The organism is Agrobacterium sp. CNPSo 2736 (genome assembly GCF_004005385.1).
In the GTDB taxonomy this organism is placed as follows: Bacteria; Pseudomonadota; Alphaproteobacteria; order Rhizobiales; family Rhizobiaceae; genus Agrobacterium; species Agrobacterium leguminum.
Genome location: NZ_RZTX01000013.1, coordinates 38,219 through 64,853 on the forward strand (window position 1 = coordinate 38,219; position 26,635 = coordinate 64,853).

Genomic DNA, 26,635 nt, shown 5'->3' on the forward strand with positions numbered 1-26,635 from the left:
CTCACACCAGACCGTGCACCAGCTTGGCCAGCCAGTCGACAAAAACGCGGACCTTGTTGGTCACGTGCCGGGTCTGCGGATAGACCACATAGATCGGCATGGCCTCGCGCCGCCATTCGGAAAGCACCGGCACCAGCTCGCCCCGCGAAAGCGCATCCTTCACCATGAAGACGGGAAGCTGCACGATGCCCATGCCGGCCAGCGCCGCATTGAGATAGGTGCGGCTGTCATTGACCGAGACAACGTAATTCGGGGTCAACTCGACGCTGCGCACGCCATTGTCGAAGGAGGCCGGCATGATCTGGCCGGTGGTGGCATTGAGGTAGCCCACCGAATAATGCTCCTTCTCCAGATCCTCCGGTTCTTGCGGCATGCCGAAATTTTCGATGTAGGATGGCGAGGCGAATGTCTCGAACCGGAGTTCGCCCACTTTACGGGCAATCAGCGACTGATCGCGCAGCACGCCGACCCGCAGCGCGCAGTCGACATTCTCCGCGATATAATCGACCAGACGGTCGCCGACACCGAGATCGAGACGGATTTGCGGATAACGCTGGTAAAATTCGCAAAGATGTGGGATAACCACCAGGTCCGCGAAGACACCGGCCATTTCCACCCGCAACCGGCCGGAGGGCTGCACCTGCGCGCTGGACATGCTGCCGTCAAGTTCTTCGATTTCCGATAAAATCTGTGAGGCCCGCTCATAATAGAGAGCGCCGTCCGTTGTCAGCATCACCCGGCGCGTGGTGCGGTTAAGAAGTGTGGTGTGCAAATGCGCCTCCAGCGCCTGCACCATATTGGTGACCGTGGTTTTCGGCATGTTCAGCGCGGTGGCGGCGCGGCTGAAATTGCCGGTTTCCACGACACGCGTAAAAACCCGCATGGCGGAGAGCTGATCCATTCACTGCCTCGGAGATATGATTATCCGTGATTTCGGAATAGTGTTTTCAAATTTGCATGCTTGATCGTTTCGATCCGAACAATAATATGGATTTCAGATTTTGCAATATGATCCGTCTCGAGCATGTCGCGCAAAAGTGCGCGGCGGTTTTGCGGTGACGACATGCGGCAAGGTAAAGACTTAAAGCGCAGGTGCTATCCAGAAGATCGCAACACGCTTTAAGTGGTGGCGCAAAGGATCTGGGTTCATGAACGCGCATTGGGAAAATATGGGTAGCGAGACGTCCGCGTCGAAGCTCTCCGTGCGCCGTTATGAAGGTTCCTGCCTCTGCAGCCATCCGCCTGTGGTGCTTTATCTGCGCGGCGGATCGTTTCTGGAACCCGGTCTCGAGCCGGGCGGCAATTGCCCCGAGCTTCCGGTGGCCCGCGCGCTTGCGGAAAGCGGCGCAGTGGTCGTGGAGGCCGACTATAGCAAGCCGTCCGGCAACGAATTTCCGATGGTCATCGACTGCGCCTATGAGGCGCTCGATCATCTGAGCCGGGATCGCAAGCATTATGGCGGCGCGAAATCGCTGCTGTTCGTGGCCGGCGAAGAGGCTGGCGGCAATGTGGCGGCGGGGCTTGCCTTGAAGGCCCGTGACCGCATGCCCGGTAAACTCGCAGGCCAGATTCTTCTGTCGCCCATGATCGACCCGATGATGACGACGGAATCCTTCCGCGACGCGGACAGGATCGGCATGCGTCAGCGCTGGGCCGATGGCTGGAGCCATTACCTTGCCAAGGCGTGCGGGTTTTTCCACCCCTATGCCGCGCCCTGCCAGTGCACGCGGCTGAACCGGGTGGCGCCGGCGCTGATCTTTACCGCCGAGGACGACCCTCTGCGCGACGAAACGGTCGGTTATGCCGACAGGCTCATCGCCTCAGGCGTCTGCGTCCGGCAGCATGTTTTCCCCGCCGGTGTCGGCTGGACGGGGCTTTATCAAGGAGAGGGCGGAGGATGGGTCTCATCCGTCTGTTCGGAGTTCAAGACCTTCGTTGACCAGTTAAAACACTGAAAATTCGCATTTATTTATGAACGACCTGCTCCCGATCGGGGGCGAAGGAGACACCTATGACGCTGAACACAAAGCGCCGGGCCCTGACGGGCGCCGGTATCGGGCTTGCTATGTCCGTTGCAGCCGCAGCACTGTTTTTCGACCTCCCCACCAGCCGCAACGCCACGGCTGCCTCCACGCCTGCCGAAACGCCGGCAATCCCGGTCACCGTCGCCAAGGTGGAAAGCCGCGACGTCATGCGCTGGGAAGAGTTTTCCGGCCGTCTCGAAGCCGTTGACCGGGTGCAGATCCGCTCCCGCGTCGCCGGCCAGATCAAGGCCGTGCATTTCCGCGAAGGCGCGCTGGTGAAGGAAGGCGATCCTCTCTTCACCATCGATCCCGCCCCCTATCAGGCCGCCGTTGCCGGCGCTGAGGGCCAGGTCGCTTCGGCTGAAGCCAAGGTCAGCCTTGCCAAAACGGAACTCGACCGTGGCCGCAGGCTTTCCGACAATCGCACCATCTCCCAGAGCGATCTCGACCAGCGTCAAAGCTCGTTTGCGGATGCCGAAGCCCAGCTTCGCGCCGCCCGCGCCGCACTGACCACGGCGCAGCTCGATCTTGGTTACACCGAAATCCTCGCCCCGGTTTCCGGCCGCGTCGGCCGCATCGAAATCACCGCCGGTAACCTCGTCGCCGCCGGCTCGACCTCGCCGGCGCTGACGACTCTGGTATCGGTCAACCCGATCTATGCCAGCTTCAACGCCAGCGAAGGCGTCGTGGCCAAGGCGCTTGCCGAACTGCCGCAGACGGATGGCGCCCTGCCCGCCCTCGAGCAGATCCCCGTGGAAATCGGTACGCTTTCGGATGAAGGCACGCCGATCAAGGGCACGCTGCACCTGATCGACAACCAGGTGGATTCGGCAAGCGGCACCATCGGTGTCCGCGCCGTCTTCGAAAATCCGGACGGCAGGCTCATCCCCGGCCAGTTCGTGCGGGTGCGCATGGGTGAACCGAAGCCGGAAAACCGCATCGTCATCAGCGACCGCGCCATCGGCACGGATCAGGACAAGCGCTTCGTCTTCGTGGTCGATGCCGAAAACAAGGTGAGCTACCGCCAGATCAAGCCGGGCGCACCGGCCGATGGCCAGCGCATCATCGAAAGCGGCCTTGCCGCCGGTGATACGATCGTCGTCAACGGCCTGCAGCGCATTCGCCCCGGCGCCACCATCGCACCGCAGGCGGAAGACAAGGTTGCCTCGCAGTAACCCGCCTCTTTGATCAGTAAGCGTCCCGCCTCCCGCGAGACGCCCCTTCAGACAGAACCGGCCTTCACCGGCGGCAGGATTGCCGCCGGAACGGCCTTCGCATTCCCAAAGACCCGGAGAGGGACTGGATATGAATATTTCCAGATTTTTTGTCGACCGGCCGGTATTCGCCGGCGTGTTGTCGATCCTGATTGTGGTGGCAGGCCTTCTCGGCATGCGCGCCCTGCCGATTTCGGAATATCCCGAAGTCGTTCCGCCATCCGTCGTCGTGCGCGCCACCTATCCCGGTGCGAACCCGACCGTTATTGCCGAAACCGTCGCGACACCGCTGGAAGAACAGATCAACGGCGTCGAGGACATGCTCTACATGGGCAGCCAGGCAACCTCTGACGGCGTGCTGACGCTGACCGTCACCTTCAAGCTGGGCACCGACCCTGACAAGGCGCAGCAGCTGGTGCAGAACCGCGTGTCGCAGGCCGAACCGCGCCTGCCGGCGGAAGTCCGCGCGCTCGGCATCACCACCGTCAAGAGCTCGCCCGACTTCATCATGGTCGTCAACCTCGTCTCGAAGACCGACGCCTATGACATCACCTATCTGCGCAACTATGCGACGCTGAACGTCAAGGATCGCCTTGCCCGCATCGAAGGTGTTGGCCAGGTGCAGGTCTTTGGCGCAGGCGACTATTCCATGCGCGTCTGGCTCGATCCGCAGAAGGTGGCCGAGCATGATCTGGCCGCCAGCGACGTCTCCGACGCCATCCGCCAGCAGAACGTGCAGGCCGCAGCCGGCGTCATCGGCGCTTCGCCAAGCCCGAATGGCGTCGACCTGCAGCTCAACGTCAATGCCCAGGGCCGTCTGACGACGCCGGAGGAATTCGGCAACATCATCGTCAAGAGCGGCGCCAATGGCGAAATCACCCGCCTGCGTGACGTCGCTCGCATCGAGCTTGGTGCAGCCGATTACACGCTGCGCTCGCTGCTCGACGGCGAACCCGCCGTGGCTGTCGCCGTGCTTCAGGCTCCGGGCTCCAACGCCATCGAAATCGCCGACAATGTCCGCGCCACGATGGACAATCTGCAGCTGGCAATGCCTGACGGTGTGAAATACGAGATCGTCTACGATACGACGAAATTCGTGCGCTCCTCCATCGAGAAGGTCGTTGACACACTCCTCGAGGCCGTTGGCCTCGTGGTGCTTGTCGTCATCCTGTTCCTGCAGACCTGGCGCGCTTCGATCATTCCGCTGATCGCCGTTCCGGTCTCGATCATCGGCACCTTCGCTGTTATGTATGCCTTCGGCTTCTCCATCAACGCCTTGACCCTGTTCGGCCTTGTGCTGGCCATCGGCATCGTGGTGGATGACGCGATCGTGGTCGTCGAAAATGTCGAGCGAAACATTGAAAACGGGCTCTCACCGCGTGACGCCACCTATAAGGCCATGCGGGAAGTGTCCGGCCCGATCATCGCCATCGCGCTGGTTCTGGTCGCCGTCTTTGTGCCGCTCGCCTTCATCTCCGGCCTGTCCGGGCAGTTCTACCGGCAGTTCGCGCTGACGATCGCCATCTCCACCGTCATTTCGGCGATCAACTCGCTGACGCTGTCGCCCGCCCTTGCGGCCCTGCTGCTGAAGGAACACGGCGCGCCGAAAGACTGGCTGACCCGCTTCATGGACAAAATCCTCGGCTGGTTCTTCCGCGGCTTCAACCGTGCCTTCGGCGCCGCGTCGAACGGCTACGGCAAGACCGTCGGCGGGCTGGTGACGCGCAAGAGCCTTGTCATGATCGTCTATATGGCGCTGGTGGCCGCCACCTACGGCATGTTCACGACAGTGCCGAGCGGCTTCGTGCCGGCGCAGGACAAGCAGTACCTGATCGGTTTTGCCCAGCTTCCTGATGGCGCAACGCTTGACCGCACGGAAAACGTCATCAAGCGCATGAGCGACATCGCCCTGGAAACCCCGGGCGTGAGCCATGCCATCGCATTCCCCGGCCTGTCGATCAACGGCTTCACCATTGGCTCCAATTCCGGCATCGTCTTTGCGGTTCTCGACGACTTCGAAAAGCGCAAGACGCCGGAACTGTCAGGCAATGCCATCGCCATGCAGCTGAACCAGAAATATGCGGGCATTCAGGATGCCTTCATCGCCATGTTCCCGCCGCCGCCGGTGAACGGTCTCGGCCAGACGGGCGGCTTCAAGCTGCAGATCGAAGACCGCGCCGGCTACGGCTACCAGACGCTCGATGAAGCAACCAAAGCGGTGATCGGCAAGGCCTATCAGACGCCGGAGCTGGCGGGCATCTTCTCCAGCTACCAGATCAACGTGCCGCAGCTCTTCGCTGATCTCGACCGTGCCAAGGCCGAGCAGCTGGGTGTCTCCGTCAGCGACGTCTTCCAGACGCTGCAGATTTATCTCGGCTCGCTTTATGTCAACGACTTCAATGCCTTCGGGCGGACATACAGCGTTCGGGTGCAGGCAGATTCGCAGTTCCGCGCCCATGCGGAAGATATCGGCCGCCTGAAGGTTCGCTCCGCAACCGGCCAGATGATCCCGCTTTCGACGCTGCTGAAGGTGGATGCGACGACAGGACCGGAGCGCACCAACCGTTATAACGGCTTCCTTGCGGCCGATATCAACGGTGGTCCTGCACCGGGCTTCTCGTCTGGACAGGCACAGGCGGCCATGGAGAAAATCCTCGCTGAAACCCTGCCTGCGGGCGTGGACTATGAGTGGACGGACCTGACCTACCAGCAGATCCTCGCCGGCAATTCCAGCATCGTGGTTTTCCCGCTGGCGCTGCTGCTCGTCTATCTCGTGCTCGCTGCGCAATATGAAAGCCTCACTTTGCCGATCGCGATCATCCTGATCGTCCCGCTCGGTGTACTTGCGGCCCTCACAGGCGTCTGGCTGACAGGAGGGGACAACAACATCTTTACGCAGATCGGCCTTGTCGTCCTTGTGGGTCTTTCGGCGAAGAACGCGATCCTGATCGTGGAATTCGCCCGGGAGCTGGAATTTGAAGGACGAACGCCTCTTCAGGCGGCCATCGAGGCAAGCCGGCTTCGCCTTCGCCCGATCCTGATGACCTCGCTCGCCTTCATCATGGGCGTGGTGCCGCTGGTCATCTCCACCGGTGCGGGTGCTGAAATGCGCGCCGCCATGGGTGTGGCGGTGTTCTCCGGCATGATCGGCGTGACGTTCTTCGGCATCTTCATGACACCGGTTTTCTATGTGCTGGTGCGCAAACTGGCGGGCAACCGCCCGCTCATCCAGCACAAGCAGGAAGAACCGGCCAATTCGGACTACAAGCTCGAAAAGGCCGGCTGAGACCGCACTCCCATCCACCGCCACCTTCGAAGCAAGCCCGCCGCGCATCATCAGATGCGCGGCGTTTTTATGGCTGGAAATGTCTATGCGGCTCTACTGAAATAGAATCAGTTTCAAATGCTTAAGCGGGAAAATCGCCTATATTGTTCCGCATTGAACCTGTCAAAAATCAATATATCCGCACCAACTCGACGGAGCGGCAAGAAACGATGCTATTTTATGCTTTGTATTTTGTGGTAAATTCTCAAGAACAGGGTGATTCGGACTAAATGATTTAGTTCAGGGGCTGCATGATGGAGCAGGAATACGAAAACTGGGCAACGACCGTTGCCTATTCGATAGTGATGCATGAAGGTCTGGATCTGGCGCTTTCCGCGCAGAACCTGGACAGAAGCAAGACCAGAAACAACCGTGAGCGGCTGATGGAAGCCATTCGCACATCGTTGCTGGAAGCCCGTTCGCGCAGCCATCTGACGGCAGCGTAACGACTTCCCACTTGCCTGGGTCCGCTCTCCTGCTTGCGGCATCTCATCCGCAGCGGGATCAGGCCGGAAGCAGGTCGGTCCGCACCGCGGCCTTCAGCGGCAGATGATCCGAGGCGATGCGCGCCAGCGCGCTGTCATGCGCCTCCACCTGCTCGATCAGTCCTTCACGATTGGCGATGATCCTGTCGAGCGCCAGCACCGGCAGGTTGGAGGGAAAACTCGGCACCGCCGGCGGCAAAGCGCCAAAAGCATCCCGGAACGTATTGAGCGACGACCCGTTGCCGAGACGCCATTCGTTCAGGTCTCCCATCAGGATGGTCGCACATTCATTGCGTGCCTCCAGAAGGCCGATCAGTGCTTTCGCCTGCTGGGCGCGGGAATGCCGCAGCAGGCCGAAATGGGCGGCAATGACCCGCAGCGTGCCGCCGCTTTTCAGATCCAGCTCCACGACGAGCGCGCCGCGCGGCTCCAGCCCCGGCAATTTCAGCGTATGCACATCCCTCACCGCCCCTTCCTTGAACAGCACGACATTGCCGTGCCAGCCATGCGCCTTCACGCCGGCCTGCACGGGCACGGGAATGAGGCCGCTTTCCCGCTCCAGCCGGGCAAGATCGAGCAGGCCGGTACGCTCGCCGAAACGGCTGTCCGCCTCCTGAAGCGCGATGATATCAGCGCCGATTTCCTGAATGACGCGGCTGGTGCGATCAGGGTCGAACTTGCGGTCGCGGCCGACGCATTTATGCACATTGTAGGAGGCGATGACGGGGAAGGAATGGTCTTTGGTCGCTGGCGCCGCATTCTGGCGCTGGCGGCGGTCGCGCAGCGACTGCATGACGAAGGCGGACAGGCTGGTGTTTTTCGTCAAGGCCGTTTTTTCATCATCCAGCAAACCGTTCTTTTTCACGCGTCGATGCCTCCGGTTTCGCGCAGCGTCCTGCCGGACGCACCGCACTCTAAAGATAAGGCGAAGCGAGCCACAGGACACGCTCCACAAAACGGACAACGAATGGCCGCGCATTCAGTTCGCTGAGCCGCACGGGCAAGGCGGTTGCCCTTGCATCCCGGATGCGCTCGCCGATTGTCGCGGCGAATTCCTCATCCATAACTTCGAGATCGATCTCAAAGTTCAACCGCAGCGAACGCGGATCGAGATTGGAAGAGCCAATGTAGCTCCAGCGCCCGTCGATCACCAGAAGCTTGGAATGATTGAAAGCCCCCGTCGCCCGCCAGATGCGGCAGTAATTCTTCAGCATCTGGTCGAACTGCGCCGTCATCGCCCTGTCCACAAGCACCAGATTGTTGCTTTTCGGCACGATGATATCCACCACGACTCCCCGCCTTGCTGCGGTTATGAGCGCCGAAATAAGCTCCCGATCGGGGAGAAAATAGGGCGACATGATGAGAATGGAGGAGCGCGCGACGGAAAACGCGCCCATCAGCATCTTGTGACTGGTCTCGATGCTCTTGTCCGGCCCGGAGGAGCAGACGCGGGCAACGATCTGCGAACCCGGCACGGCATCGGGAACGGCGATATCCCAGACCGGCGCATCCAGAAGCTCGCCCGTCGTGAACCGCCAGTCCTCCGCCGCAATGGAGAAAAAATCCGAAACCACCGGCCCGGTGGTCTTGAAATGCGTGTCGTGCGACTGGCTTTCGCCGCCGAACTCAAGGGTGAACCCCTCGCGGATATTCATGCCGCCGCTGAACGCGATGCGCCCGTCCACCACGAGGATCTTGCGGTGGGTACGCAGATTGGCATAGGGCAGCCGCAGCCCCATGATGACGTTGCCATTGAAGACATCGCAGACGATGCCCTTTTCCCTAAGCGTCGGCAGGATGCTCGGCACGGAATAACGCGCACCCACCGCATCCACCAGCACCCGCACCTCCACGCCGCGAAACTTCGCCCTTTCGAGTGCGGCGACAAAGCGGGCGCCGATCCGGTCATTGTCGAAAATATATGTTTCGAGAATGATCGACCGCTTCGCCTCGTCGATAGCCTCCAGCATGGCGGCATAGGCGGCATCCCCCGTAACCAGCGGCTCGATGCCGTTGCCGGTCGTCAGCGCATGGCGCGTCACCCGGTCGCCCAGCGTCTTCATCGCCTCGAAACGCCGTCCGAACCGCGTGGCGATCAATTCGCCGCTGGCATCCAGACGCGCCACGCGATCCATGATCTCGTCCTGCATGAAGGACCGCTGCTGCGTGATGTTGGACCGGCGAATGCGGTTGATGCCGGCAATGGCATAGATGACCGCGCCGACGATGGGCGACAGCACGATGACGCCGACCCAACCGAGCGCGGAGCGAACCTCCTCCTTCGTCATCGTGGCATGCACGGCCGCCACGGTTCCCATCAAAATCGAGAGAACGGCAAGAATATGCGGCCAATAGGCAATGACGAGATCGAGCATGGTACAACTATAAAGTACTTCGGCAATCTCGCAATGACAGGCGGGCAGCGCTGGCAGAGACAAAGAACCTGACCGCGCCATGCTTTTGCGGGACAGACCCTTGCGGGATTAACGGTGGAAACCGGCCTTGCGATATGTCATGAGAGCGCATCTTGATCTTTGGGCAGTGGCAAGGCGGGGTGCACTTGCGGGCTTTCTGCCTCGTTTGAAAGCAAGAAGGCCGTGATGCAGGAAAATACACAGGGCGCCGTCATCGTCATTTCCAGCCATGTCATGCGTGGTTCCGTCGGCAATCGCGCCGCAGTCTTTGCGCTGGAGACACTCGGTTATCCCGTCTGGGCGGTGCCCACCATCGTCATGCCCTGGCATCCCGGCCACGGCCCTTCCACCCGGATGCGCTTTCAGGACGACGATTTCGACAAGGCCATGACCGACCTCGAAAACGCCAAATGGATCGGCGAGGTCAAGGCTGTTCTGACCGGTTATTTCGGCAGTGCCGCGCAGGTGCGCTCCGTCGCAAGGCTGATCCGCAATCTGAAGGAAAAGAACCCGGCGCTGATCTACGCCTGCGACCCGGTCATGGGCGATCTGGGCGGGCTTTACATTCCGCTCGAGACCGCAGAAGCCATCCGCGATCACCTCATTCCGCTTGCCACCGTCGCCACGCCGAACCGTTATGAACTGGCCTGGATGAGTGGCGCGGAACTCGAGACCAACAATGCCATCATGGATGCCGCACTTGCGCTGGGCCCGCCGAAAATGCTGGTTACCTCGGCCGTGCCGATGATGACGGGCGGCACCGGCAATCTTTATCTCAGCGGCCGCCACGCGCTGCTTGCCGAACATCGCGCCATTGAGAATGCGCCGAACGGGCTTGGCGATCTGATGTCGGCGCTGTTCCTCGCCCGCCTGCTGGAAGGCATGGACGACGAAAAGGCGCTGCAGCTCGCAACCGCCAGCGTGTTCGAAATTCTGGCCCGCACCAAAAAACGCGAGATGAACGAACTGACGCTGGAGACGGACTCTTCGAGCCTCTCCACACCCATGGCCATGGTGCAGATGCGTCATCTCTTGCATCCTTCGCGCAGCAAGCGCAAATAGCGGCTAGAGCATTTCCAGGAAAAGTGGCCCTCGGTTTTCCGTCCGGAAATGCGGCAAACAAGGAGTTGGAGCGATTTCGCGGTTCGAAGAAAAGCGAAAATGCTCCAAAGGATTGGTCTTCAACGCACCGGGTTCTTCTCTTGATCTCGGTCCAACCACAACGGTACTGCGATAGATGAAAGATTTTCCGGAAACCCTTCTCAACGGCTACAAGAACTTCATGAGCGGCCGCTATGTCGACGAGCGCGAAAGATACCGCGTTCTGGCCGACACCGGACAGAAGCCGCAGACCCTGTTCATTGCCTGTTGTGACTCCCGCTCCGCGCCGGAAACGATTTTCGACTGCGGACCGGGAGAGCTTTTCGTCGTCCGCAACGTCGCCAACATGGTGCCGCCCTTCGAGCCGGACGGGCAGTACCACGCCACCTCTGCCGCCATCGAATATGCCGTTCAGGTTCTGAAGGTGAAGGATATCGTCGTCATGGGCCACGGCCGCTGCGGCGGCATTCAGGCAGCACTCGATCCCAATCTCGAGCCGCTGTCGCCGGGCGATTTCATCGGCAAATGGATGAACATGGTCAAGTCGGCCGCCGAGCAGATCCAGAGCAACGATGTCATGACCGCCTCCGAGCGCCAGACAGCGCTGGAACGGGTTTCCATCCGCAACTCCATCGCCAATCTGCGCGGCTTCCCCTTCGTCAAGGCGCAGGAAACCGCCGGCAAGGTGAAGTTGCACGGCGCATGGTTCGATATTTCGACTGGCGAATTGTGGGTGATGGACAGCAAAACGGGCGATTTTCGTCGCCCGGATCTGTGATTTTCAAATCCTCGTCACCCCGGACTTGATCCGGGGTCCAGCGCGATCAAGTCCTTGATCGAGAAAGACTTTCTCCACGGCGCAGACGCGCCGTGGCTGGATACCGGATCAAGTCCGGCATGACGGAAGCGAAATTTTAGCCCGTGAAAAGCGACCTTATTGGCCGTCAATCGCCTTGCCGATGAAGGCGATGGCCTGCTGGTAGACGCTTGCGGCGTTCCAGCCCTGGATGGCGGCGTAGTTCGCCTGTCCCTGCTGATAACCGGCGCCGCGCTGCCAGCCATGGCCGACAAGGAAGTTTGCCGTGGAAGCCAGCGCATCGGCGCGCGAACCGACGAGATCGATACGGCCGTCGCGGTCGAAATCAACGCCGTAACGCACGACGTTCAGCGGCAGGAACTGCGTCTGGCCGATTTCACCATGGGCAGCACCCTTGGCGTTGACGTTCAGCGAACCGCTGCCGACGAGCTTGAGGGCCGCATAAAGCTGCTCGGTGAAATAATCCGAACGACGGCAATCGAAGGAGAGCGTCGCCACGGCGGAAAGCGTGTGCTGGTTGCCCATGAAGCCGCCAAAGCCGGTTTCCATGCCCCAGATGGCGAGCAGCGGACCGGCCGGCACGCCATAGGCGCGCTCGATGGAAGCAAAGAGAGAAGCGTTGTTCTTCTTCATGGTCTTGCCGCGCGAAATGATCGTCTGACCGCCGCGCTTCTGCATGAATTGTTCGAAGGAGAGCTTGAAGCTGTGCTGGCCGCGGTCTGCGCGGATCGTCGCCTGGTTGTAGGAGACGCCGGAGAAAGCACGGTCGAGCACCGAGGCGCTGACGCCGCGGCCCGCCGCTTCCTGCTTGAAGGCGCCGACCCAGGCATCGAAGCCCGCCGAAGTGTTGCCGCATTGCGCGGCCATAACCGGCGTCGCTGCCAGAACCGAAACCATGGCCGCACCAGCCAGAATTACCTTCATTGCCCGCATCAAAATCTGCCTTCGATATCCTTTGGGGAATTTTTCCCGAGAACCAAACCGTCAATACTGTATGATTCAGGTGCCAAATTGCTTTTTGGCGGCCTAAATTGCCTTTCGGCAGCAAGGCCTGCAAATAAACTGGCCGTGATCGTCGCCAATTATGAAACCCGCCTGCCCCACACAGAACAGACGGGTTATACTTAACGAACCTTAAAAAATGGTATCAGGCAGCCGCCTTGCGGGGCTTGATGAAACCACGATTGATCAAGAGTTCGGCGATCTGGACGGCGTTGAGAGCCGCACCCTTGCGCAGATTGTCGGAAACAACCCACAGGTTGAGGCCGTTTTCGACCGTCGCGTCTTCGCGGATGCGCGAGATATAGGTCGCGTCCTCACCGGCGGATTCGACCGGAGTGATGTAGCCGCCGTTTTCGCGCTTGTCGATGACGAGGCAACCCGGCGCTTCGCGCAGGATATCGCGCGCCTGATCGGCGGTGATCTCGTTTTCGAACTCGATATTGACCGATTCCGAATGGCCGATGAAGACAGGAACGCGCACAGCCGTGCAGGTTACCTTGATCTTTGGATCGAGCATCTTCTTGGTTTCGGCCAGAACCTTCCACTCTTCCTTGGTGTAGCCGTCTTCCATGAAGACGTCGATATGCGGAATGACGTTGAAGGCGATACGCTTGGTGAACTTCTTGGCTTCGACCGGATCGGCCACGAAGACGGCGCGGGTCTGCTGGAACAGCTCGTCCATGCCTTCCTTGCCGGCGCCGGAAACCGACTGATAGGTGGAGACGACGACGCGCTTGATCTTGGCGAAGTCATGCAGCGGCTTCAGCGCGACGACGAGCTGCGCCGTGGAGCAATTGGGATTGGCGATGATATTCTTCTTGGTGAAGCCCGCAACCGCATCGGCATTGACTTCCGGAACGATCAGCGGAACGTCCTGGTCGTAGCGCCATGCGGAAGAGTTGTCGATGACGACGCAGCCCTGCTGGCCGATCTTCGGCGACCACTTCTTGGAAACATCGCCGCCGGCCGACATCAGGCAAATATCCGTGTCGGAAAAATCGTAGTTCTCGAGGTTCGAGACCTTCAGCGTGCGGTCGCCATAGGAGACTTCCGTGCCCTGCGAGCGGGCGGAAGCGAGCGGCACGACTTCATCGGCGGGGAAACCGCGTTCGGCCAGGATATTGAGCATTTCGCGACCGACGTTGCCGGTGGCGCCTGCAATTGCAACTTTGAAACCCATGATCAAGCTCTCTTTCTGTCTCTCCTCTTTTTGGTGAGGTGGGAACCCGCATCGCATTGCGGCTTCCTCGATCCCCAGCCAAACCGGGGAGAGAGCGGTGGCCAGAGACGTTAGACGGTTTTAATCGTCGTTTTGGCCGTAATTCGGGTAGAATGAGAAAGGCGCGGATCATCGCCGGCCAATTGTGCCGGTCCTTCCATGACGAACATGTCTGCAACATGCATGCGCAAGGTGATGCTCCTTCTTCGCGAGAAGCTATTAGAAGGTTTCTCGGTTGTGTCAAGAAAAAAGGCGCGTTTGGAGATGCCTTGCGCAAGACGCCAAATCGGCCTCGCGACATTTTCGGGACGTCTTGCATTAGACTAAAGTCATAATCCGAAAGCATCGCTCTTATTGCAGTTAATTTTCTGTCACTCTGACACTCCGCGCATTGCACCCTTATGGGGAGTCCGGAGGAGAGAGATGGGCTCCGCAATGCGCCGAATGGGACATCTGTGGAGGACAGACAATGGCAAATGTTGCAGCCGTGAGCGGCGCCGCCCGTCCAATGACGGGTGAAGAGAAGAAGGTGATCTTCGCCTCTTCTCTCGGAACAGTCTTCGAATGGTACGATTTTTATCTATACGGCTCGCTCGCGATCTATATCGGCGCGAACTTCTTCAGCCAATATCCGGAAACGACACGCAACATCTTTGCGCTTTTGGCCTTCGCCGCCGGCTTCCTCGTGCGCCCCTTCGGCGCGCTGGTATTCGGCCGTCTGGGCGACATTGTCGGCCGCAAATATACCTTCCTCATCACCATCCTCATCATGGGCGTTTCGACCTTCCTCGTCGGCGTCCTGCCCGGCGCATCGCAGATCGGCATTGCCGCTCCGATCATCCTGATCGCGCTGCGCATGCTGCAGGGCCTGGCGCTCGGCGGTGAATATGGCGGTGCTGCAACCTACGTCGCCGAACACGCACCGAACGGCCGCAGGGGCTATTACACCTCGTGGATCCAGACGACGGCGACGCTCGGCCTGTTCCTGTCGCTGGTGGTCATTCTCGGCGTGCAGTTCGCACTCGGCAAGGAAGCCTTCGCCGCCTGGGGCTGGCGCATTCCCTTCCTCGTCTCCGTTCTGCTGCTCGGCGTATCGGTCTGGATTCGTCTGAAAATGAACGAATCTCCGGCCTTCAAGAAAATGAAGGAAGAAGGCAAGACATCCAAGGCGCCGCTCAGCGAAGCCTTCGGCCAGTGGAAAAACGCCAAGATCGCGCTCATCGCGCTTGTCGGCGCCGTCATCGGCCAGGCCGTTGTCTGGTATACGGGCCAGTTCTACGCGCTGTTCTTCCTGCAGAGCATTCTGAAGGTCGACGGCCAGTCCGCCAACATCATGGTGGCGGCGGCACTCATCCTCGGCACCAGCTTCTTCGTCATCTTCGGCTGGCTTTCCGACAAGATCGGCCGCAAGCCGATCATCATGGCCGGTCTCATCCTTGCCATGCTGACCTACTTCCCGCTGTTCAAGGCACTGACATGGGCCGGCAACCCGGCGCTTGCGCAAGCCCAGTCTAGCGTTCGCGCCACCGTGACCGCAGCCCCCGGCGACTGCAAGTTCCAGTTCAACCCGACCGGTACGGCGAAGTTCACCACATCCTGCGATATCGCCACCTCGTTCCTGACGCGCAACTCCGTTCCCTATGACGTGGTTGCAGGAGCAGCCGGCCAGCCGGCCAGCATCAAGATCGGCGATGCGACCATCGCCAGCTACGACGCGGCCGCCGCCGGCGCAGATGCGGCAGCCAAGGACAAGGCCTTCCAGAAGCAGGTCAACATGGCGCTTCACGATGGCGGCTACCCGCTGGTGCGCGGCGCGGCACAGGTGCCGGACGCGAAACTGGATGCCTTCATTGCCGCAAACCCTGAGCTTAACCTCAATGCGGAGGCCGTTCGCGCTGCCGACAAGAAGGTGGTCGCGACCGACAAGCTGGTGGCGGACAAGCTGCTGACACCGGCAGAAGCCGCTGGTGCCGCGGAAATGGCCGTCTACACCGTAGCCGGCGGCGGCACCTTCTCCATGGTGGCCGATCCGGCCGCCGTGAACTGGGTCGTCATCATCGCGGTCCTGACCGTCCTCGTCATCTACGTAACGATGGTCTACGGCCCGATCGCGGCGCTTCTGGTCGAACTGTTCCCGACCCGCATCCGCTACTCCGGCATGTCGCTGCCATACCACATCGGTAACGGCTGGTTCGGCGGCCTTCTGCCCGCCACCGCCTTTGCGATGAGTGCGGCGAAGGGCGACATCTATTACGGCCTCTGGTACCCGATCATCTTCGCAGGCATCACGCTGATCGTCGGCCTGCTGTTCCTGCCGGAAACCAAGGATCGCGATATCCACGCCATGGATTGAGCCATACCCTGTTTGACATTTTCGGAACCCGGCGCTTCAGCGCCGGGTTCTTTTATTGCGCGGTACGTCCGCATATCGAACAAGACTGTCGCAGCGGGCTGTCATTCCGTCGCAGGCAAGACAAAATCAATATGGAGACAAAGCCCCCCTGAATAGGCTATGACCCCCCTATATTATCAGGCAGAGGGAGAGCCATTTTGAGAATCGGGACACCTAAGGAATTATATGAGGGCGAGGCGCGCGTCGGCATGACGCCCGACAGCGCCCAGGCATTGCAGAAACTCGGATATGATTGCATTCTTGAAACCGGTGCAGGCAAGGCGGCGGGTTTTTCCGACGACGCCTATCGCGCAGCCGGTGTGACGATCGTCGACAGCGCCGATGCGCTTTACGCCGGTTCCGACATCATCGCCAAGGTTCGTCCGCCGGAAACGTCGGAGATTGATCGCCTGTCTTCGGACAAGACGCTGATCTCGTTCTTCTATCCCGCCCAGAACAAGGATCTTCTGGAGCAGGCGAAGGAAAAGGGCGCGAATGTCATCGCCATGGACATGGTGCCGCGCATTTCCCGCGCCCAGAAAATGGACGCGCTGTCCTCCATGGCCAATATCGCCGGTTATCGTGCGGTGATCGAGGCCGGCAATAATTTCGGCCGCTTCTTCACCGGTCAGGTCACCGCCGCCGGCAAGGTGCCGCCCGCCAAGGTCCTGGTCATCGGCGCAGGCGTTGCCGGTCTTGCCGCCATCGGCACGGCCACATCGCTCGGCGCCATCACCTATGCCTTCGACGTTCGCCCTGAGGTGGCCGAACAGATCGAATCCATGGGCGCGGAATTCGTCTATCTCGATTTCGCCGATCAGCAGCAGGACGGCGCCGCCACCGGCGGTTACGCCGCTCCCTCCTCGCCGGAATTCCGCGAGAAGCAGCTCGAAAAATTCCGCGAACTCGCACCGCAGATCGATATCGTCATCACCACGGCGCTCATTCCGGGCCGCGACGCCCCGAAACTGTGGCTCGCCGACATGGTGGCGATGATGAAGCCGGGTTCGGTCATCATCGACCTCGCCGCCGAACGCGGCGGCAACTGCGACCTCACGGTTCCCGACAGCCGTGTCGTCTCAGACAATGGCGTCATCGTCATCGGCTATACGGATTTCCCGAGCCGCATGGCGACACAGGCCTCGACGCTCTATTCCACCAACATCCGCCACATGATGACCGACCTGACGCCCGCAAAGGACGGCAAGCCGGTTCACAACATGGAAGACGACGTCATCCGCGGTGCGACGGTCACCTATCAGGGTGAAATTACTTATCCCCCGCCGCCGCCGAAAATTCAGGCGATTGCCGCGCAGAAGCCGAAGGAAAGAGCAAAAGAACTCACGCCTGAGGAAAAGCACGCCAAGGAACATGCGGACTTCAAGGCGCAGACGAAAAGCCAGGTCGGCCTGCTCGCCATCGGCACGGCGATCCTGCTTCTGGTGGGCGCTTTCGCGCCGGCAAGCTTCATGAGCCACTTCATCGTCTTCGTGCTGGCCTGCTTCGTCGGTTTCCAGGTCATCTGGAATGTCAGCCACTCGCTGCACACGCCGCTGATGGCGGTGACGAACGCGATTTCCGGCATCGTCATCATCGGCGCATTGCTGCAGATCGGTTCCGGCAACTGGCTGGTGGTGATCCTCGCCTCGCTTTCCGTCCTGATCGCGACGATCAACATCGTCGGCGGTTTCCTCGTGACACGGCGCATGCTCGCCATGTTCCAGAAGTCCTGAGCCGTGTAGGGGACACTTTATGACCATTGGTATCGTTTCCGCGGCCTATGTTGCCGCAGCCGTTCTTTTCATCCTTTCTCTCGGCGGTCTTTCCGGACAGGAAAGCGCCAAACGCGCCGTCTGGTACGGCATTGTCGGCATGGGTCTCGCCATCGTCGCCACCGTCTTCGGCCCTGAGATCAGCAAGGGCGTCGGGCAGTGGCTCGTGGTGCTGCTGATGCTGGCGGGCGGCTCCGTTCTCGGCTACTTCGTCGCAAGCCGCGTGCAGATGACCGAAATGCCGCAGCTTGTTGCAGCCCTTCACTCCTTCGTCGGCCTCGCCGCCGTCTTCATCGGCTTCAACGCCCATATCGAGGAAGCGCATGTCGCCTCGCTCGATGAGACCGCGCGTTCGTTGCTGACGGGCTTTTCCGCCATTCTCGCCCACAAGACGCCGGTTGAACTGGCGATCATGAAGGTCGAGGTCTTCCTTGGCGTCTTCATCGGCGCGGTCACCTTCACCGGCTCCGTCGTCGCCTTCGGCAAGCTCGCCGGCAAGGTGGACGGCAAGGCGAAGAAGTTGCCCGGCGGACATGTCCTCAATGCCGGCGCTGCGATCCTGTCGCTCGTGCTGCTCATCATGTATTGCAACGGCGCTGGCGCGTGGACACTGGTGCTGATGACGCTTGCCGCCTTCTTCATCGGTTATCACCTGATCATGGGCATCGGCGGCGCCGACATGCCTGTCGTCGTTTCGATGCTGAATAGCTATTCGGGCTGGGCGGCCGCCGCCATCGGCTTCACGCTCGGCAACGATCTCCTGATCGTCACCGGCGCGCTGGTCGGCTCCTCGGGTGCCATCCTCTCCTACATCATGTGCAAAGCGATGAACCGCTCCTTCATCTCGGTCATCCTCGGCGGCTTCGGCGGCACGACGGGTCCGGCGATGGAAATCGAGGGCGAGCAGGTGGCGATCGACGCCGAAGGCGTGGCGGCCGCGCTGAATGACGCCGACAGCGTCATCATCGTTCCCGGCTACGGCATGGCGGTGGCGCAGGCGCAGGCGGCGGTCTCCGAACTGACCCGCAAGCTGCGCGCCGACGGCAAGACCGTGCGCTTCGCCATCCACCCGGTCGCAGGCCGTCTTCCCGGCCACATGAACGTGCTCTTGGCCGAAGCCAAGGTGCCCTACGACATCGTGCTGGAAATGGACGAGATAAACGAGGACTTCCCCAATACCGACGTCGTCATCGTCATCGGCTCCAACGACATCGTCAATCCGGCCGCCCAGGACGATCCGAACTCACCCATTGCCGGCATGCCGGTTCTGGAAGTGTGGAAGTCCAAACTGGTCATCGTCTCCAAGCGCGGCCAGGGAACGGGTTACTCCGGTATCGAGAACCCGCTGTTCTACAAGGACAATACCCGCATGTTCTACGGCGACGCCAAGAAGTCGATCAACGATCTTCTGCCGTTGATCAAGTAAATGAAAAAGGCGTTTCCGGGAGGCCGGAAACGCCTTCGAATTTCCGAGAAACGACGATACGTTTCGTCCGTCATGCCGGACTTGATCCGGCATCCAGCCACGGCGCGTCTGCGCCGTGAAAAGAGTCTTACGCGATCAAGGACTTGATCACGCTGGACCCCGGATCAAGTCCGGGGTGACGGTGTGCGGATGCTACGGCCGCGCCAAACGGAGCCGTTCTGCGGGACTTTGTCGATAGGCTGCCGCCACTTCGAACTTTCAAAAGATCGCGCTCAAAGCACCCGGTAACGCCGGTTGAAATACATCAGCGCCTCATCGCCCGCATTGATCTTCATATCCACAACCTCGCAGATCAGAATATCATGCGTGCCGCCGTCATGCGCCTCGCGGATGCGGCAGTCGAAAGACACAAGCGCGTCCTCCAGAACCGGCGCGCCGGTTTCAAGCACACCCCAGCTCCCGGCGGCGAAACGTTCCTCCGCCGGCGTCTTGCCGCCGAAAAGCGTGCTCAGCACCTCGTGATGGGCGGCCAGCGTGTTGACGCAGACGACGCCATTGGCCTTCACCACCCTGTAGGCGGAAGAATTGCGGTTGAGGCAGATAAGAAGCGTGGGCGGATTGTCGGAAACGCTGCAAACCGCCGTCGCGGCAAAGCCCGCACGGCCTGCCGCCCCGTCCGTGGTGACGATATTGACCGCCGCACCGAGCCGCGCCATGGCGTTTCTATAATCGAGGCTGCGTTGCTGTGCAGTCTTCGTCTCCATTTCCGCTTCCTTTTCAAGAGACATCATCTGCATCTAACCCATCCTTCCTTAACAGGCCATCAAGCCAGCACACAGGCGTCTTCGAAGCCAAGGCGGGGCAACCGTCCGAAAAGCTTCGACGGATCGCCATAGCCCAGATTGATCAGGAAATTGGACTTCCACGTCGTGCCTGCGAAAAACGCCGTATCCACCTTGCCCTTGTCGAAACCGGACATTGCCCCGGTATCCAGTCCCAGCGAGCGGGCTGCTAGGATGAGATAACCCGCCTGCAGCGTGGCGTTGCGAAAGGCCGTCTCCTCGGCCACGGCCGGGCTGGAGGTGAACCACGAACGGGCATCGGCATGCGGAAACAGCATCGGCAGTTTCTCGTAAAATTCGCGATCAATGGCGGCGATCACGGTGACGGGTGCCGCCATGGTCTTTTCAAGATTGCCCGACGAAAGCGCCGGCCGCAGTTTTTCTTTCGCTTCCTGGCTGCGCACGAACACGAAACGCCCCGGCGAGCAATTGGCCGAGGTCGGACCCATCTTCGTCAGATCGTAAAGCTCTCTCAGCGTCTCGTCGCCGACCGGCTTGTCAGCCCAGCCATTATGGGTGCGGGCCGCGGTGAAAAGTGCTGCAAGTGCCTTGTCGTCGAGTGCTGTCGTCATTGTCCTAAAAATCCCGTCAGAATGTTCGTGTTGCCGGTAGCAGAAACTGCAAAAGCCGAGCGTTGAAAAGGTCAGCTTCGGTAATATTGACCGCATGCGCCCCGAAATCGAGAAGGCAGAGTTCGCCCTGCGGCAAACCCTCAACGAGACGTATGGAGCGGGTGTAGGGCACCAGAAGATCGTCTTTCGTGCCCACCACCAGAACCGGATTGCCGATCTCGCCGAGGCGACTATCGACGTCAAAGGCCCTCAGCGCCGCGATGCGCCGAAGCACATTCGCCCTGCCCTGAAAATGCGCGACGCCATGGGCATCGTCCCGCGCCAGCCGCTCCTGATGTTCCGACATCCACGCGGCCGGATAAAGAAACAGCGGCTGGGCTTTCACGAAAGCCTCGACGCCGGATTTCTCCAGAAGCTCGATCCGCACATCGAAGCAGCGCCCGGAATGCGGATCGGCCTTGCTCCATGCATTGATGAGAACGAGCCTGTCGATGAGACCGGGTTGGCGCAGCGCGATATCGAGTCCGATCAGACCGCCAAGCGCATGACCCATGAAGTGGAATTTCTCGAGGTTCAGCGCCGAAGCGATTTCCAGCACATCATCCGCCATCGCCGATATGCCGCCCTCCAGCGGCACCTCGCCGCCGGTCCTGCCGGTTCCGCGATGGTCGTAAGTGACGATCCGGAAATGATCGGAAAGAGCTTCGATCTGCGGCGCCCAATAGGCGCCCGATCCGCCCAATCCCGATGACAGCAGGATTGTGGGCGCCTCAGGATCAGTCCGGCCATGAACCTCGAAATGCATCATCTGCCGTTTCGCCCTATTTGCCGATATGGGCGACGGTGGCGATTTCCACCAGCGCGTCAGGCTTTACGAGGCCGCACTGGATACAATAACGCGCCGGCTTGTCGCCGGGGAAATATTCGGCATAGACCGTGTTAACGGCCTGATAATTCGCCCAGTCGGTGATGAAGATATGGTTCATCGTCACGTCCTCCATCGTGCCGCCGGCGGTTTCGATGACGGACTTGATGGTTTCCAGAACATGACGGGTCTGCGCGCTGGCATCGCCCACATGCACGACATTATTGTCCTTGTCGAAAGGCAGCGTACCGGAAACATAAACCACGCCATCGGCAAGGGTTCCCGGCGAAAAGGGAGCGATGGGTTTGCTGGTGCCGGCGGGCACAACGATCTTCTTCGGCATTTCGTTCTCCTCTTGTGGTTGGATATCAAGCGCTGACGGGTGCGGCCTGCGAGATGACGCCGCAGAAATCATTGACGGTGGCGACCCAGCCGAAAAATTTCTCGACATTGTAGACCGTCGCCTGCTGGATATAGTCCGGGCCCAGATGATGCGTGGCATCCTCCAGCATCACCCCGAAATATTCGAGATGGAAGGCATCGCGCAGCGAGCTTTCCACGCAGACATTGGTGGCGATGCCGACAAAGACCAGATTGCGGATGCCGCGGGCGCGCAGAACGCTGTCCATATTGGTATTGAAGAAACCGCTGTAACGCGTCTTCGGCACCAGAATATCGCCGGGCTGCGGCTGCAGCTCATCGACAATGGCATAATCCCACGTGCCCTTTGCCAGAAGCTGGCCCTGCAACTCCGGCCTTTTGCGCATGGTCTTCAGGGCGTTGGACTTGTGCCAGTTGGGCGAACCCGGGCCGCCCGCCTCGACATAGTCCTTGTCCCAGCCATTCTGGAAATAAATGACCTGAACGCCCGCCGCCCGTGCGGCATCCAGCGTCTTCTTGATGTTGGCGATGGTGCCCTTGGCCCCGGAAATATCGAAACCGGCGAGATCGACATAACCGCCCTCGGTCGAATAGGCGTTCTGCATGTCGACCACGACAACGGCGGTCTCGCTGGGTTTCAGGGTGATCGGCTCCGGCCGGGCGGGAAGCGTCACGCTTTCCGAACGGCTTTCCGGCCCCTTGTAACCCGCCACGACGGCTTCACTCATTCCGCAGCCTCCAGTGCAGCCTGAACATGCGCGCGGCTCTTCATCAGCGGCTGCACATATTTGCCGAATTTCTCGACGCCTTCGAGGAAGTCGTCGAAGGTCAGCATCACGCCGCCCGTTCCCGGCACTTCGCTCATCTCGTCCAGCATGGCCGCCACTTCCTCATAGGAGCCGATCAGCGTTCCCATGTTGATGTTGACCGCCGAGACGGGATTGGACATGTGCCGGACATTGGTGTCGGAGCCGGATTTGGTATCGACAGCGCTTTGCAGGCCGAGCCACTTGATCGCATCCTCATCCGCACCGGCCTTGTAGTGCTCCCATTTCGCCCAGGCATCCTCGGATTTTTCCTCGGCAAGCACCATCGTCAGCACGACGGATTTAACCTCGCGGCCGGTCTTTTCCGTTGCCGCCAGCAGCCGCTCATTGGTGGGGGCGAAAGCTTTCGGCGTATTGACGCCGACGCCGAAGCAGAAGCTGTAATCGGCGAACTTGGCCGAAAACGCCATGCCGGAATTGGAGGAGCCGGCGCAGATGAGTTTGACGTCGCCCTGCGGCACCGGCTTCATGCGGCAATCGTCCATCTGGAAGAACTTGCCCTTGTAGTCCGACTGGCCCTCGGTCAGCAATTCCTTGAGGACTGTCGTATATTCGCCGAGATATTCGTAGCGGTCGCCGAAATAATCGTCGCCCGGCCAAAGGCCCATCTGGCTATATTCCGGACGCTGCCAGCCGGTAATAAGATTGATGCCGAAACGGCCGCCGGAAATGGAATCGATGGTCGTCGCCATGCGAGCGACGATGGCCGGTGGCATGACCAGCGTGGCGGCCGTGCCGAACAGCTTGATCTTGGAGGTGACGGCGGCAAGGCCCGCCATCAGCGTGAAGGATTCCAGATTATAGTCCCAGAACTCGGTCTTGCCGCCAAAGCCGCGCAGCTTGATCATCGACAGCGCGAAGTCGAAACCATATTGCTCCGCCTTCAAGGTGATGGCCTTGTTCAGGTCGAAGCTCGGTTTGTATTGCGGCGCGTTTTCTGACAGCAGCCAACCATTGTTCCCGATCGGGATAAAAACACCAACTTCCATCTTGCTGTTCCCTTTTTTGCATCAGGTGTCTCCTGACTTGGCAAAAGAGTAGCAGGTTCTGTGCCAGACCAAATAAAATAATTTTATCAAATGGATAAAATTTTGGAGGCGAATTATTTTTACCAAAAGATAAAAATTTTATCATTCGATAAAATTATTTGCCTGTTTATTCGGCAAATATCGAACGCAATCTGTGGGGAATGGGTGGCTCTTACATCGGTCTTGGAGCACTGAACGGCATTCGAAGACCTCTCTTCCGTCATGCCGGCCTCGAGCCGGCATCCAGCCACGGCGCGTCCGCGCCGTGAGAGGAGCCTTTCGCGATCAAGGACTTGATCGCACTGGACCCCGGATCAAGTCCGGGGTGACGGCGCAGGGATTTTACGACTCAATCGAACACACACGTGCAACGGGGCACGTCTGCGCGATGAGAACAACAATCGCAAAGCTATGCTGAAATCTCAGACGAGGCGCTGCTGCGCATAGGCATGCACAGCCCGGAAAGCGGCTTCCGCACCGGCGATGACCCGCTCTTCTTCTTCGACCGTCAGCGAAATTTCATCGAGCGCGGCGGTAAAGGTGCGCCAGTGCAGGCCGCGTCCTTCCGGAGCACCGGCCAGATGGCGTGCGCCGAATTCTTCATTCAGACCAAGCTTGGCAGCATCTTTCAGCAGGAAAGCAGCGCCGAGATTGGAGCCTTCGACCACATAAAGCCAACCCATGGCCTCCGGCAGATCGAACGGCGTTTCACCGGTAAAGCGCGGCTCGGCCGTTTCGGGAATGGAAAGGCCGAGATCGGCAAGGTCCTGCTCGATCATGGAGAGACGGCGGCGTCCCTTGAGATCGGGAAGCAGGCCATCGAGCGTCGAATTGGAAAAGAAGACATCGAGGTCACGATGGAAAAGATATTGCGTTTCCACGAATTTGCCGAAGTTGTCCCGGCTCTCGAACGGCTTCGATGCCATGATGAAGGCATCGAGATCGCCATGCGCGCCGCGCGTCGCAGCTTTCAGGCGCTTGACGCGGCTCTGCTCAATGTCTGCTACAGGCGCTGACGGCTCCGCAATGGTCATGATGATGGTCCCTTTATCCCTAATATTCAGATTGCTGATAAAAATCTTTACTCCAACAGTCAAATTTTATTTTCGCATTTATCCGCTCGCCCTGCAAAGAGCATAAGCCCGCTGTCGCCACGGTAAAGCAGCCCCCCTGCCCCTGTACAACCCTTCCATCCCAACGCCTTGCAGCATTGCCGCTCAACACACGACGAAGCGAATTCCCCGATTCCCGTCTTCCGAACAGTCAAGATGCAATTACCTCTTTACAGCTAACATGTCAGAGCGTTATCAATGTGCAATCACCTTCGAGGAGCATCTTACTTGACCCAGAAATTTGGCCTTTCGGCAGCCCTGACCACCCCTTTTAAAAAGGACGGAACGGTCGATATCGACGCCATGATCGCCCATGCCCGACGCTGCCTCGCAAATGGCTGCGACAGCGTGACACTCTTCGGCACCACGGGCGAAGGATGCTCCGTCGGCAGCCGTGAACGGCAGGTCATTCTCTCCCGCTTCATCGAGGCGGGCGTTGCGCCTTCCCGTCTGGTCACCGGCGTTCTGGTGGATTCCATCGAGGACGCGGCCGACCAGTCGGCCGAGGCCCTGAAGGCCGGCGCCCGCAACATTCTGCTTGCTCCGCCCTCCTATTTCAAGAATGTCGGCGATGACGGCCTGTTTGCCTGGTTCTCGGCGGTGTTCGAAAAGATCGGCAAGGGCGCTCGCGATATTCTCGTCTACAACATTCCTTCCGTGACCATGGTGACATTGTCGGTCGAGCTGGTTGGACGGCTGAAAAAGGCATTCCCCGGCATCGTCACCGGCGTCAAGGATTCATCCGGCAACTGGAGCCATACCGAGCGCCTGCTGAAAGAACATGGCGATCTCGCCATCCTGATTGGCGATGAACGCGATCTGGCGAAGGGTGTTCGCCTCGGCGGTCAGGGCGCGATCTCCGGCGTCGCCAATTTCCTGACACAGGAAGTCCGCGCCATGGCCGTTGACGGCAAGGACGACAAGCGCGTCGAAGATCTTGTTGTGGAACTTCTGAAATTCCCGGTTACGCCAGCGGTCAAGGTGCTGGTATCACACACGACAGGAGAAAATATCTGGGCGGATGTACGCGCGCCGCTCGTCGCCATTTCGGCTGAAGACCGGCGGCGGATCGAAGGCGCATTCGACGCGCTGTTTCGCAAACAGGCCGCCTGAACAGACCTTGAAAGGTTGAGCATGGAAGATACCGGCGAACAGACATTGCGGGAACGGGCGTATGAAAGCTTTACGCATCACCTTCTCTCGCGCGACGTTCGCCCGGGGCAGTTCATCTCGCAACGCCGCCTCGTGGAATTGACGGGTCTGCCGCTGGGGGCGATCCGGGAGGCTATTCCACGGCTGGAGGCGGAAGGTCTGATCAAGACCGTGCCGCAGCGGGGGTTGCAGGTCGCCCATATCGACCTCAACCTTATCCGCGAGGCGTTCCAGTTCCGCATCTTTCTCGAAAAGGAGGCCGTGGCGCTCTTTACCCGCTCGGCTTCCGACGAGGCCATCGCCAAGCTCTTAAAACAGCATCGCGATATTGCCGAAGCGGCTGAAAATGGCGGGGAATCCCCGGAACTGGACGAGCATGCGCAGCAGGTGGACTGGGGCATGCACGACGCCTTCATCGATGCGCTCGGCAATTCGATCATCTCAAACGCCTATCGGGTCAATTCCATCAAGATGCGCCTCATCAATCAGGAGCGCTTCCGCATCGCCGGTCACGTGAAATCGGTGATGAAGGAACATCTCGCCATTCTCGAAGCAATCGAGAGGCGATCCGTCGAAGACGCCGTGGAGCGGCTGACCGCCCATATCCGCAACGCAAGGGACAGGGCGCTGGCGGTTTAGGGCAATTCCGGCAGGGACTGAAGAGG

General features: G+C 59.9%; 23 protein-coding genes. 11 read left to right on the top strand and 12 right to left on the bottom strand.

Annotated elements, in window-relative coordinates; translation table 11 throughout:
* Position 1 precedes the first annotated feature (1 nt).
* Entirely contained in the window at positions 2 to 901 is a 900-nt protein-coding gene (locus EM858_RS19450; RefSeq protein ID WP_003522616.1) for a LysR family transcriptional regulator, read from the bottom strand.
* 247 nt (positions 902 to 1,148) lie between these two features.
* Between EM858_RS19450 and EM858_RS19455 the strand changes: the two genes are divergently transcribed.
* From EM858_RS19455 to EM858_RS19470, 4 genes are all read left to right on the top strand, one after another.
* Complete coding sequence (locus EM858_RS19455; RefSeq protein ID WP_080815883.1) at positions 1,149 to 1,955, top strand: alpha/beta hydrolase; 807 nt, start codon at positions 1,149 to 1,151, stop codon at positions 1,953 to 1,955.
* Positions 1,956 to 2,011: 56 nt separating this feature from the next.
* Positions 2,012 to 3,199 carry an efflux RND transporter periplasmic adaptor subunit gene (locus EM858_RS19460; RefSeq protein ID WP_127757676.1) on the top strand — a complete coding sequence of 396 codons (1,188 nt, stop codon included), beginning with the start codon at positions 2,012 to 2,014 and terminating at the stop codon, positions 3,197 to 3,199.
* A 130-nt stretch (positions 3,200 to 3,329) separates the two neighbouring features.
* Positions 3,330 to 6,524, top strand: a complete 3,195-nt coding sequence (locus EM858_RS19465) for a multidrug efflux RND transporter permease subunit (protein WP_127757677.1) — start codon at positions 3,330 to 3,332, stop codon at positions 6,522 to 6,524.
* A gap of 290 nt (positions 6,525 to 6,814) precedes the next feature.
* Positions 6,815 to 7,009 (top strand): hypothetical protein, encoded by a 195-nt coding sequence (locus EM858_RS19470; RefSeq protein ID WP_003522620.1) that lies wholly within the window; start codon positions 6,815 to 6,817, stop codon positions 7,007 to 7,009.
* Positions 7,010 to 7,067: 58 nt separating this feature from the next.
* Here the strand turns inward: EM858_RS19470 and EM858_RS19475 are convergent, their stop codons facing one another.
* Both EM858_RS19475 and EM858_RS19480 read right to left on the bottom strand, forming a co-directional pair.
* The gene (locus EM858_RS19475) at positions 7,068 to 7,913 is read right to left on the bottom strand and encodes an endonuclease/exonuclease/phosphatase family protein (RefSeq protein WP_080815877.1); all 846 of its coding nucleotides are present in this window, start codon (positions 7,911 to 7,913) and stop codon (positions 7,068 to 7,070) included.
* A gap of 49 nt (positions 7,914 to 7,962) precedes the next feature.
* The gene (locus EM858_RS19480) at positions 7,963 to 9,423 is read right to left on the bottom strand and encodes a phosphatidylserine/phosphatidylglycerophosphate/cardiolipin synthase family protein (RefSeq protein WP_127757747.1); all 1,461 of its coding nucleotides are present in this window, start codon (positions 9,421 to 9,423) and stop codon (positions 7,963 to 7,965) included.
* Between the two features lie 225 nt (positions 9,424 to 9,648).
* Here EM858_RS19480 and pdxY point away from each other — a divergent pair, with 225 nt between their 5' ends.
* Together pdxY and EM858_RS19490 are read left to right on the top strand one after the other, a co-directional pair.
* Positions 9,649 to 10,524, top strand: coding sequence for a pyridoxal kinase PdxY (gene pdxY / locus EM858_RS19485; protein WP_065655569.1), 876 nt, complete (start codon positions 9,649 to 9,651; stop codon positions 10,522 to 10,524).
* Positions 10,525 to 10,699: 175 nt separating this feature from the next.
* On the top strand, positions 10,700 to 11,341 hold the full coding sequence (locus EM858_RS19490) for a carbonic anhydrase (protein ID WP_006312112.1): 642 nt from the start codon (positions 10,700 to 10,702) through the stop codon (positions 11,339 to 11,341).
* A 156-nt stretch (positions 11,342 to 11,497) separates the two neighbouring features.
* On the opposite strand, the gene EM858_RS19495 is transcribed toward EM858_RS19490, so the two are convergent.
* Both EM858_RS19495 and EM858_RS19500 read right to left on the bottom strand, forming a co-directional pair.
* Complete coding sequence (locus EM858_RS19495; RefSeq protein WP_080815871.1) at positions 11,498 to 12,313, bottom strand: lytic transglycosylase domain-containing protein; 816 nt, start codon at positions 12,311 to 12,313, stop codon at positions 11,498 to 11,500.
* Positions 12,314 to 12,527: 214 nt separating this feature from the next.
* Positions 12,528 to 13,562, bottom strand: a complete 1,035-nt coding sequence (locus tag EM858_RS19500) for an aspartate-semialdehyde dehydrogenase (RefSeq protein WP_003522626.1) — start codon at positions 13,560 to 13,562, stop codon at positions 12,528 to 12,530.
* 508 nt (positions 13,563 to 14,070) lie between these two features.
* Here EM858_RS19500 and EM858_RS19510 point away from each other — a divergent pair.
* From EM858_RS19510 to EM858_RS19520, 3 genes are all read left to right on the top strand, one after another.
* Complete coding sequence (locus tag EM858_RS19510) at positions 14,071 to 15,954, top strand: MFS transporter (protein ID WP_164865491.1); 1,884 nt, start codon at positions 14,071 to 14,073, stop codon at positions 15,952 to 15,954.
* Between the two features lie 197 nt (positions 15,955 to 16,151).
* Positions 16,152 to 17,726, top strand: coding sequence for a Re/Si-specific NAD(P)(+) transhydrogenase subunit alpha (locus tag EM858_RS19515; RefSeq protein ID WP_127757678.1), 1,575 nt, complete (start codon positions 16,152 to 16,154; stop codon positions 17,724 to 17,726).
* Between the two features lie 19 nt (positions 17,727 to 17,745).
* Positions 17,746 to 19,191: an NAD(P)(+) transhydrogenase (Re/Si-specific) subunit beta gene (locus EM858_RS19520; RefSeq protein WP_080815868.1), complete on the top strand. Its 1,446-nt coding sequence runs from the start codon at positions 17,746 to 17,748 to the stop codon at positions 19,189 to 19,191.
* Positions 19,192 to 19,463: 272 nt separating this feature from the next.
* On the opposite strand, the gene rutF is transcribed toward EM858_RS19520, so the two are convergent.
* From rutF to EM858_RS19555, 7 genes are all read right to left on the bottom strand, one after another.
* The gene (rutF, locus tag EM858_RS19525) at positions 19,464 to 19,988 is read right to left on the bottom strand and encodes an NADH-dependent FMN reductase RutF (RefSeq protein WP_080789835.1); all 525 of its coding nucleotides are present in this window, start codon (positions 19,986 to 19,988) and stop codon (positions 19,464 to 19,466) included.
* A 26-nt stretch (positions 19,989 to 20,014) separates the two neighbouring features.
* Entirely contained in the window at positions 20,015 to 20,605 is a 591-nt protein-coding gene (locus EM858_RS19530; protein WP_020810327.1) for a malonic semialdehyde reductase, read from the bottom strand.
* Between the two features lie 16 nt (positions 20,606 to 20,621).
* On the bottom strand, positions 20,622 to 21,413 hold the full coding sequence (rutD, locus tag EM858_RS19535) for a pyrimidine utilization protein D (protein ID WP_164865492.1): 792 nt from the start codon (positions 21,411 to 21,413) through the stop codon (positions 20,622 to 20,624).
* A gap of 13 nt (positions 21,414 to 21,426) precedes the next feature.
* Complete coding sequence (gene rutC, locus EM858_RS19540) at positions 21,427 to 21,813, bottom strand: pyrimidine utilization protein C (protein ID WP_003492069.1); 387 nt, start codon at positions 21,811 to 21,813, stop codon at positions 21,427 to 21,429.
* A 25-nt stretch (positions 21,814 to 21,838) separates the two neighbouring features.
* Positions 21,839 to 22,579: a pyrimidine utilization protein B gene (gene rutB / locus EM858_RS19545; RefSeq protein WP_003492071.1), complete on the bottom strand. Its 741-nt coding sequence runs from the start codon at positions 22,577 to 22,579 to the stop codon at positions 21,839 to 21,841.
* The gene (gene rutA / locus EM858_RS19550) at positions 22,576 to 23,667 is read right to left on the bottom strand and encodes a pyrimidine utilization protein A (protein WP_127757679.1); all 1,092 of its coding nucleotides are present in this window, start codon (positions 23,665 to 23,667) and stop codon (positions 22,576 to 22,578) included. The genes rutB and rutA overlap by 4 nt, the downstream gene beginning before the upstream one ends.
* A 461-nt stretch (positions 23,668 to 24,128) precedes the next feature.
* A complete protein-coding gene (locus EM858_RS19555; protein ID WP_127757680.1) occupies positions 24,129 to 24,740 on the bottom strand; it encodes a biliverdin-producing heme oxygenase in 612 nt (203 codons plus the stop codon).
* 306 nt (positions 24,741 to 25,046) lie between these two features.
* On the opposite strand from EM858_RS19555, the gene EM858_RS19560 reads away from it, so the two are divergent.
* The gene (locus EM858_RS19560; RefSeq protein WP_020810166.1) at positions 25,047 to 25,931 is read left to right on the top strand and encodes a dihydrodipicolinate synthase family protein; all 885 of its coding nucleotides are present in this window, start codon (positions 25,047 to 25,049) and stop codon (positions 25,929 to 25,931) included.
* 21 nt (positions 25,932 to 25,952) lie between these two features.
* Positions 25,953 to 26,609, top strand: a complete 657-nt coding sequence (locus EM858_RS19565) for a GntR family transcriptional regulator (protein ID WP_020810165.1) — start codon at positions 25,953 to 25,955, stop codon at positions 26,607 to 26,609.
* Positions 26,610 to 26,635 lie beyond the last annotated feature (26 nt).

Excerpts from the sequence above, each read along its gene's own strand:
- EM858_RS19480 (WP_127757747.1), bottom strand. The coding sequence starts at position 9,423 with ATGCTCGATCTCGTCATTGCCTATTGGCCGCATATTCTTGCCGTTCTC.
- EM858_RS19565 (WP_020810165.1), top strand. The coding sequence starts at position 25,953 with ATGGAAGATACCGGCGAACAGACATTGCGGGAACGGGCGTATGAAAGC.
- rutC (WP_003492069.1), bottom strand. The coding sequence starts at position 21,813 with ATGCCGAAGAAGATCGTTGTGCCCGCCGGCACCAGCAAACCCATCGCT.
- rutF (WP_080789835.1), bottom strand. The coding sequence starts at position 19,988 with ATGCAGATGATGTCTCTTGAAAAGGAAGCGGAAATGGAGACGAAGACT.
- EM858_RS19510 (WP_164865491.1), top strand. The coding sequence starts at position 14,071 with ATGGCAAATGTTGCAGCCGTGAGCGGCGCCGCCCGTCCAATGACGGGT.
- EM858_RS19530 (WP_020810327.1), bottom strand. The coding sequence starts at position 20,605 with ATGACGACAGCACTCGACGACAAGGCACTTGCAGCACTTTTCACCGCG.
- rutA (WP_127757679.1), bottom strand. The coding sequence starts at position 23,667 with ATGGAAGTTGGTGTTTTTATCCCGATCGGGAACAATGGTTGGCTGCTG.
- EM858_RS19470 (WP_003522620.1), top strand. The coding sequence starts at position 6,815 with ATGATGGAGCAGGAATACGAAAACTGGGCAACGACCGTTGCCTATTCG.
- EM858_RS19450 (WP_003522616.1), bottom strand. The coding sequence starts at position 901 with ATGGATCAGCTCTCCGCCATGCGGGTTTTTACGCGTGTCGTGGAAACC.
- pdxY (WP_065655569.1), top strand. The coding sequence starts at position 9,649 with ATGCAGGAAAATACACAGGGCGCCGTCATCGTCATTTCCAGCCATGTC.
- rutB (WP_003492071.1), bottom strand. The coding sequence starts at position 22,579 with ATGAGTGAAGCCGTCGTGGCGGGTTACAAGGGGCCGGAAAGCCGTTCG.
- EM858_RS19500 (WP_003522626.1), bottom strand. The coding sequence starts at position 13,562 with ATGGGTTTCAAAGTTGCAATTGCAGGCGCCACCGGCAACGTCGGTCGC.
- rutD (WP_164865492.1), bottom strand. The coding sequence starts at position 21,413 with ATGATGCATTTCGAGGTTCATGGCCGGACTGATCCTGAGGCGCCCACA.
- EM858_RS19520 (WP_080815868.1), top strand. The coding sequence starts at position 17,746 with ATGACCATTGGTATCGTTTCCGCGGCCTATGTTGCCGCAGCCGTTCTT.
- EM858_RS19555 (WP_127757680.1), bottom strand. The coding sequence starts at position 24,740 with ATGACCATTGCGGAGCCGTCAGCGCCTGTAGCAGACATTGAGCAGAGC.
- EM858_RS19490 (WP_006312112.1), top strand. The coding sequence starts at position 10,700 with ATGAAAGATTTTCCGGAAACCCTTCTCAACGGCTACAAGAACTTCATG.
- EM858_RS19465 (WP_127757677.1), top strand. The coding sequence starts at position 3,330 with ATGAATATTTCCAGATTTTTTGTCGACCGGCCGGTATTCGCCGGCGTG.
- EM858_RS19455 (WP_080815883.1), top strand. The coding sequence starts at position 1,149 with ATGAACGCGCATTGGGAAAATATGGGTAGCGAGACGTCCGCGTCGAAG.
- EM858_RS19460 (WP_127757676.1), top strand. The coding sequence starts at position 2,012 with ATGACGCTGAACACAAAGCGCCGGGCCCTGACGGGCGCCGGTATCGGG.
- EM858_RS19495 (WP_080815871.1), bottom strand. The coding sequence starts at position 12,313 with ATGCGGGCAATGAAGGTAATTCTGGCTGGTGCGGCCATGGTTTCGGTT.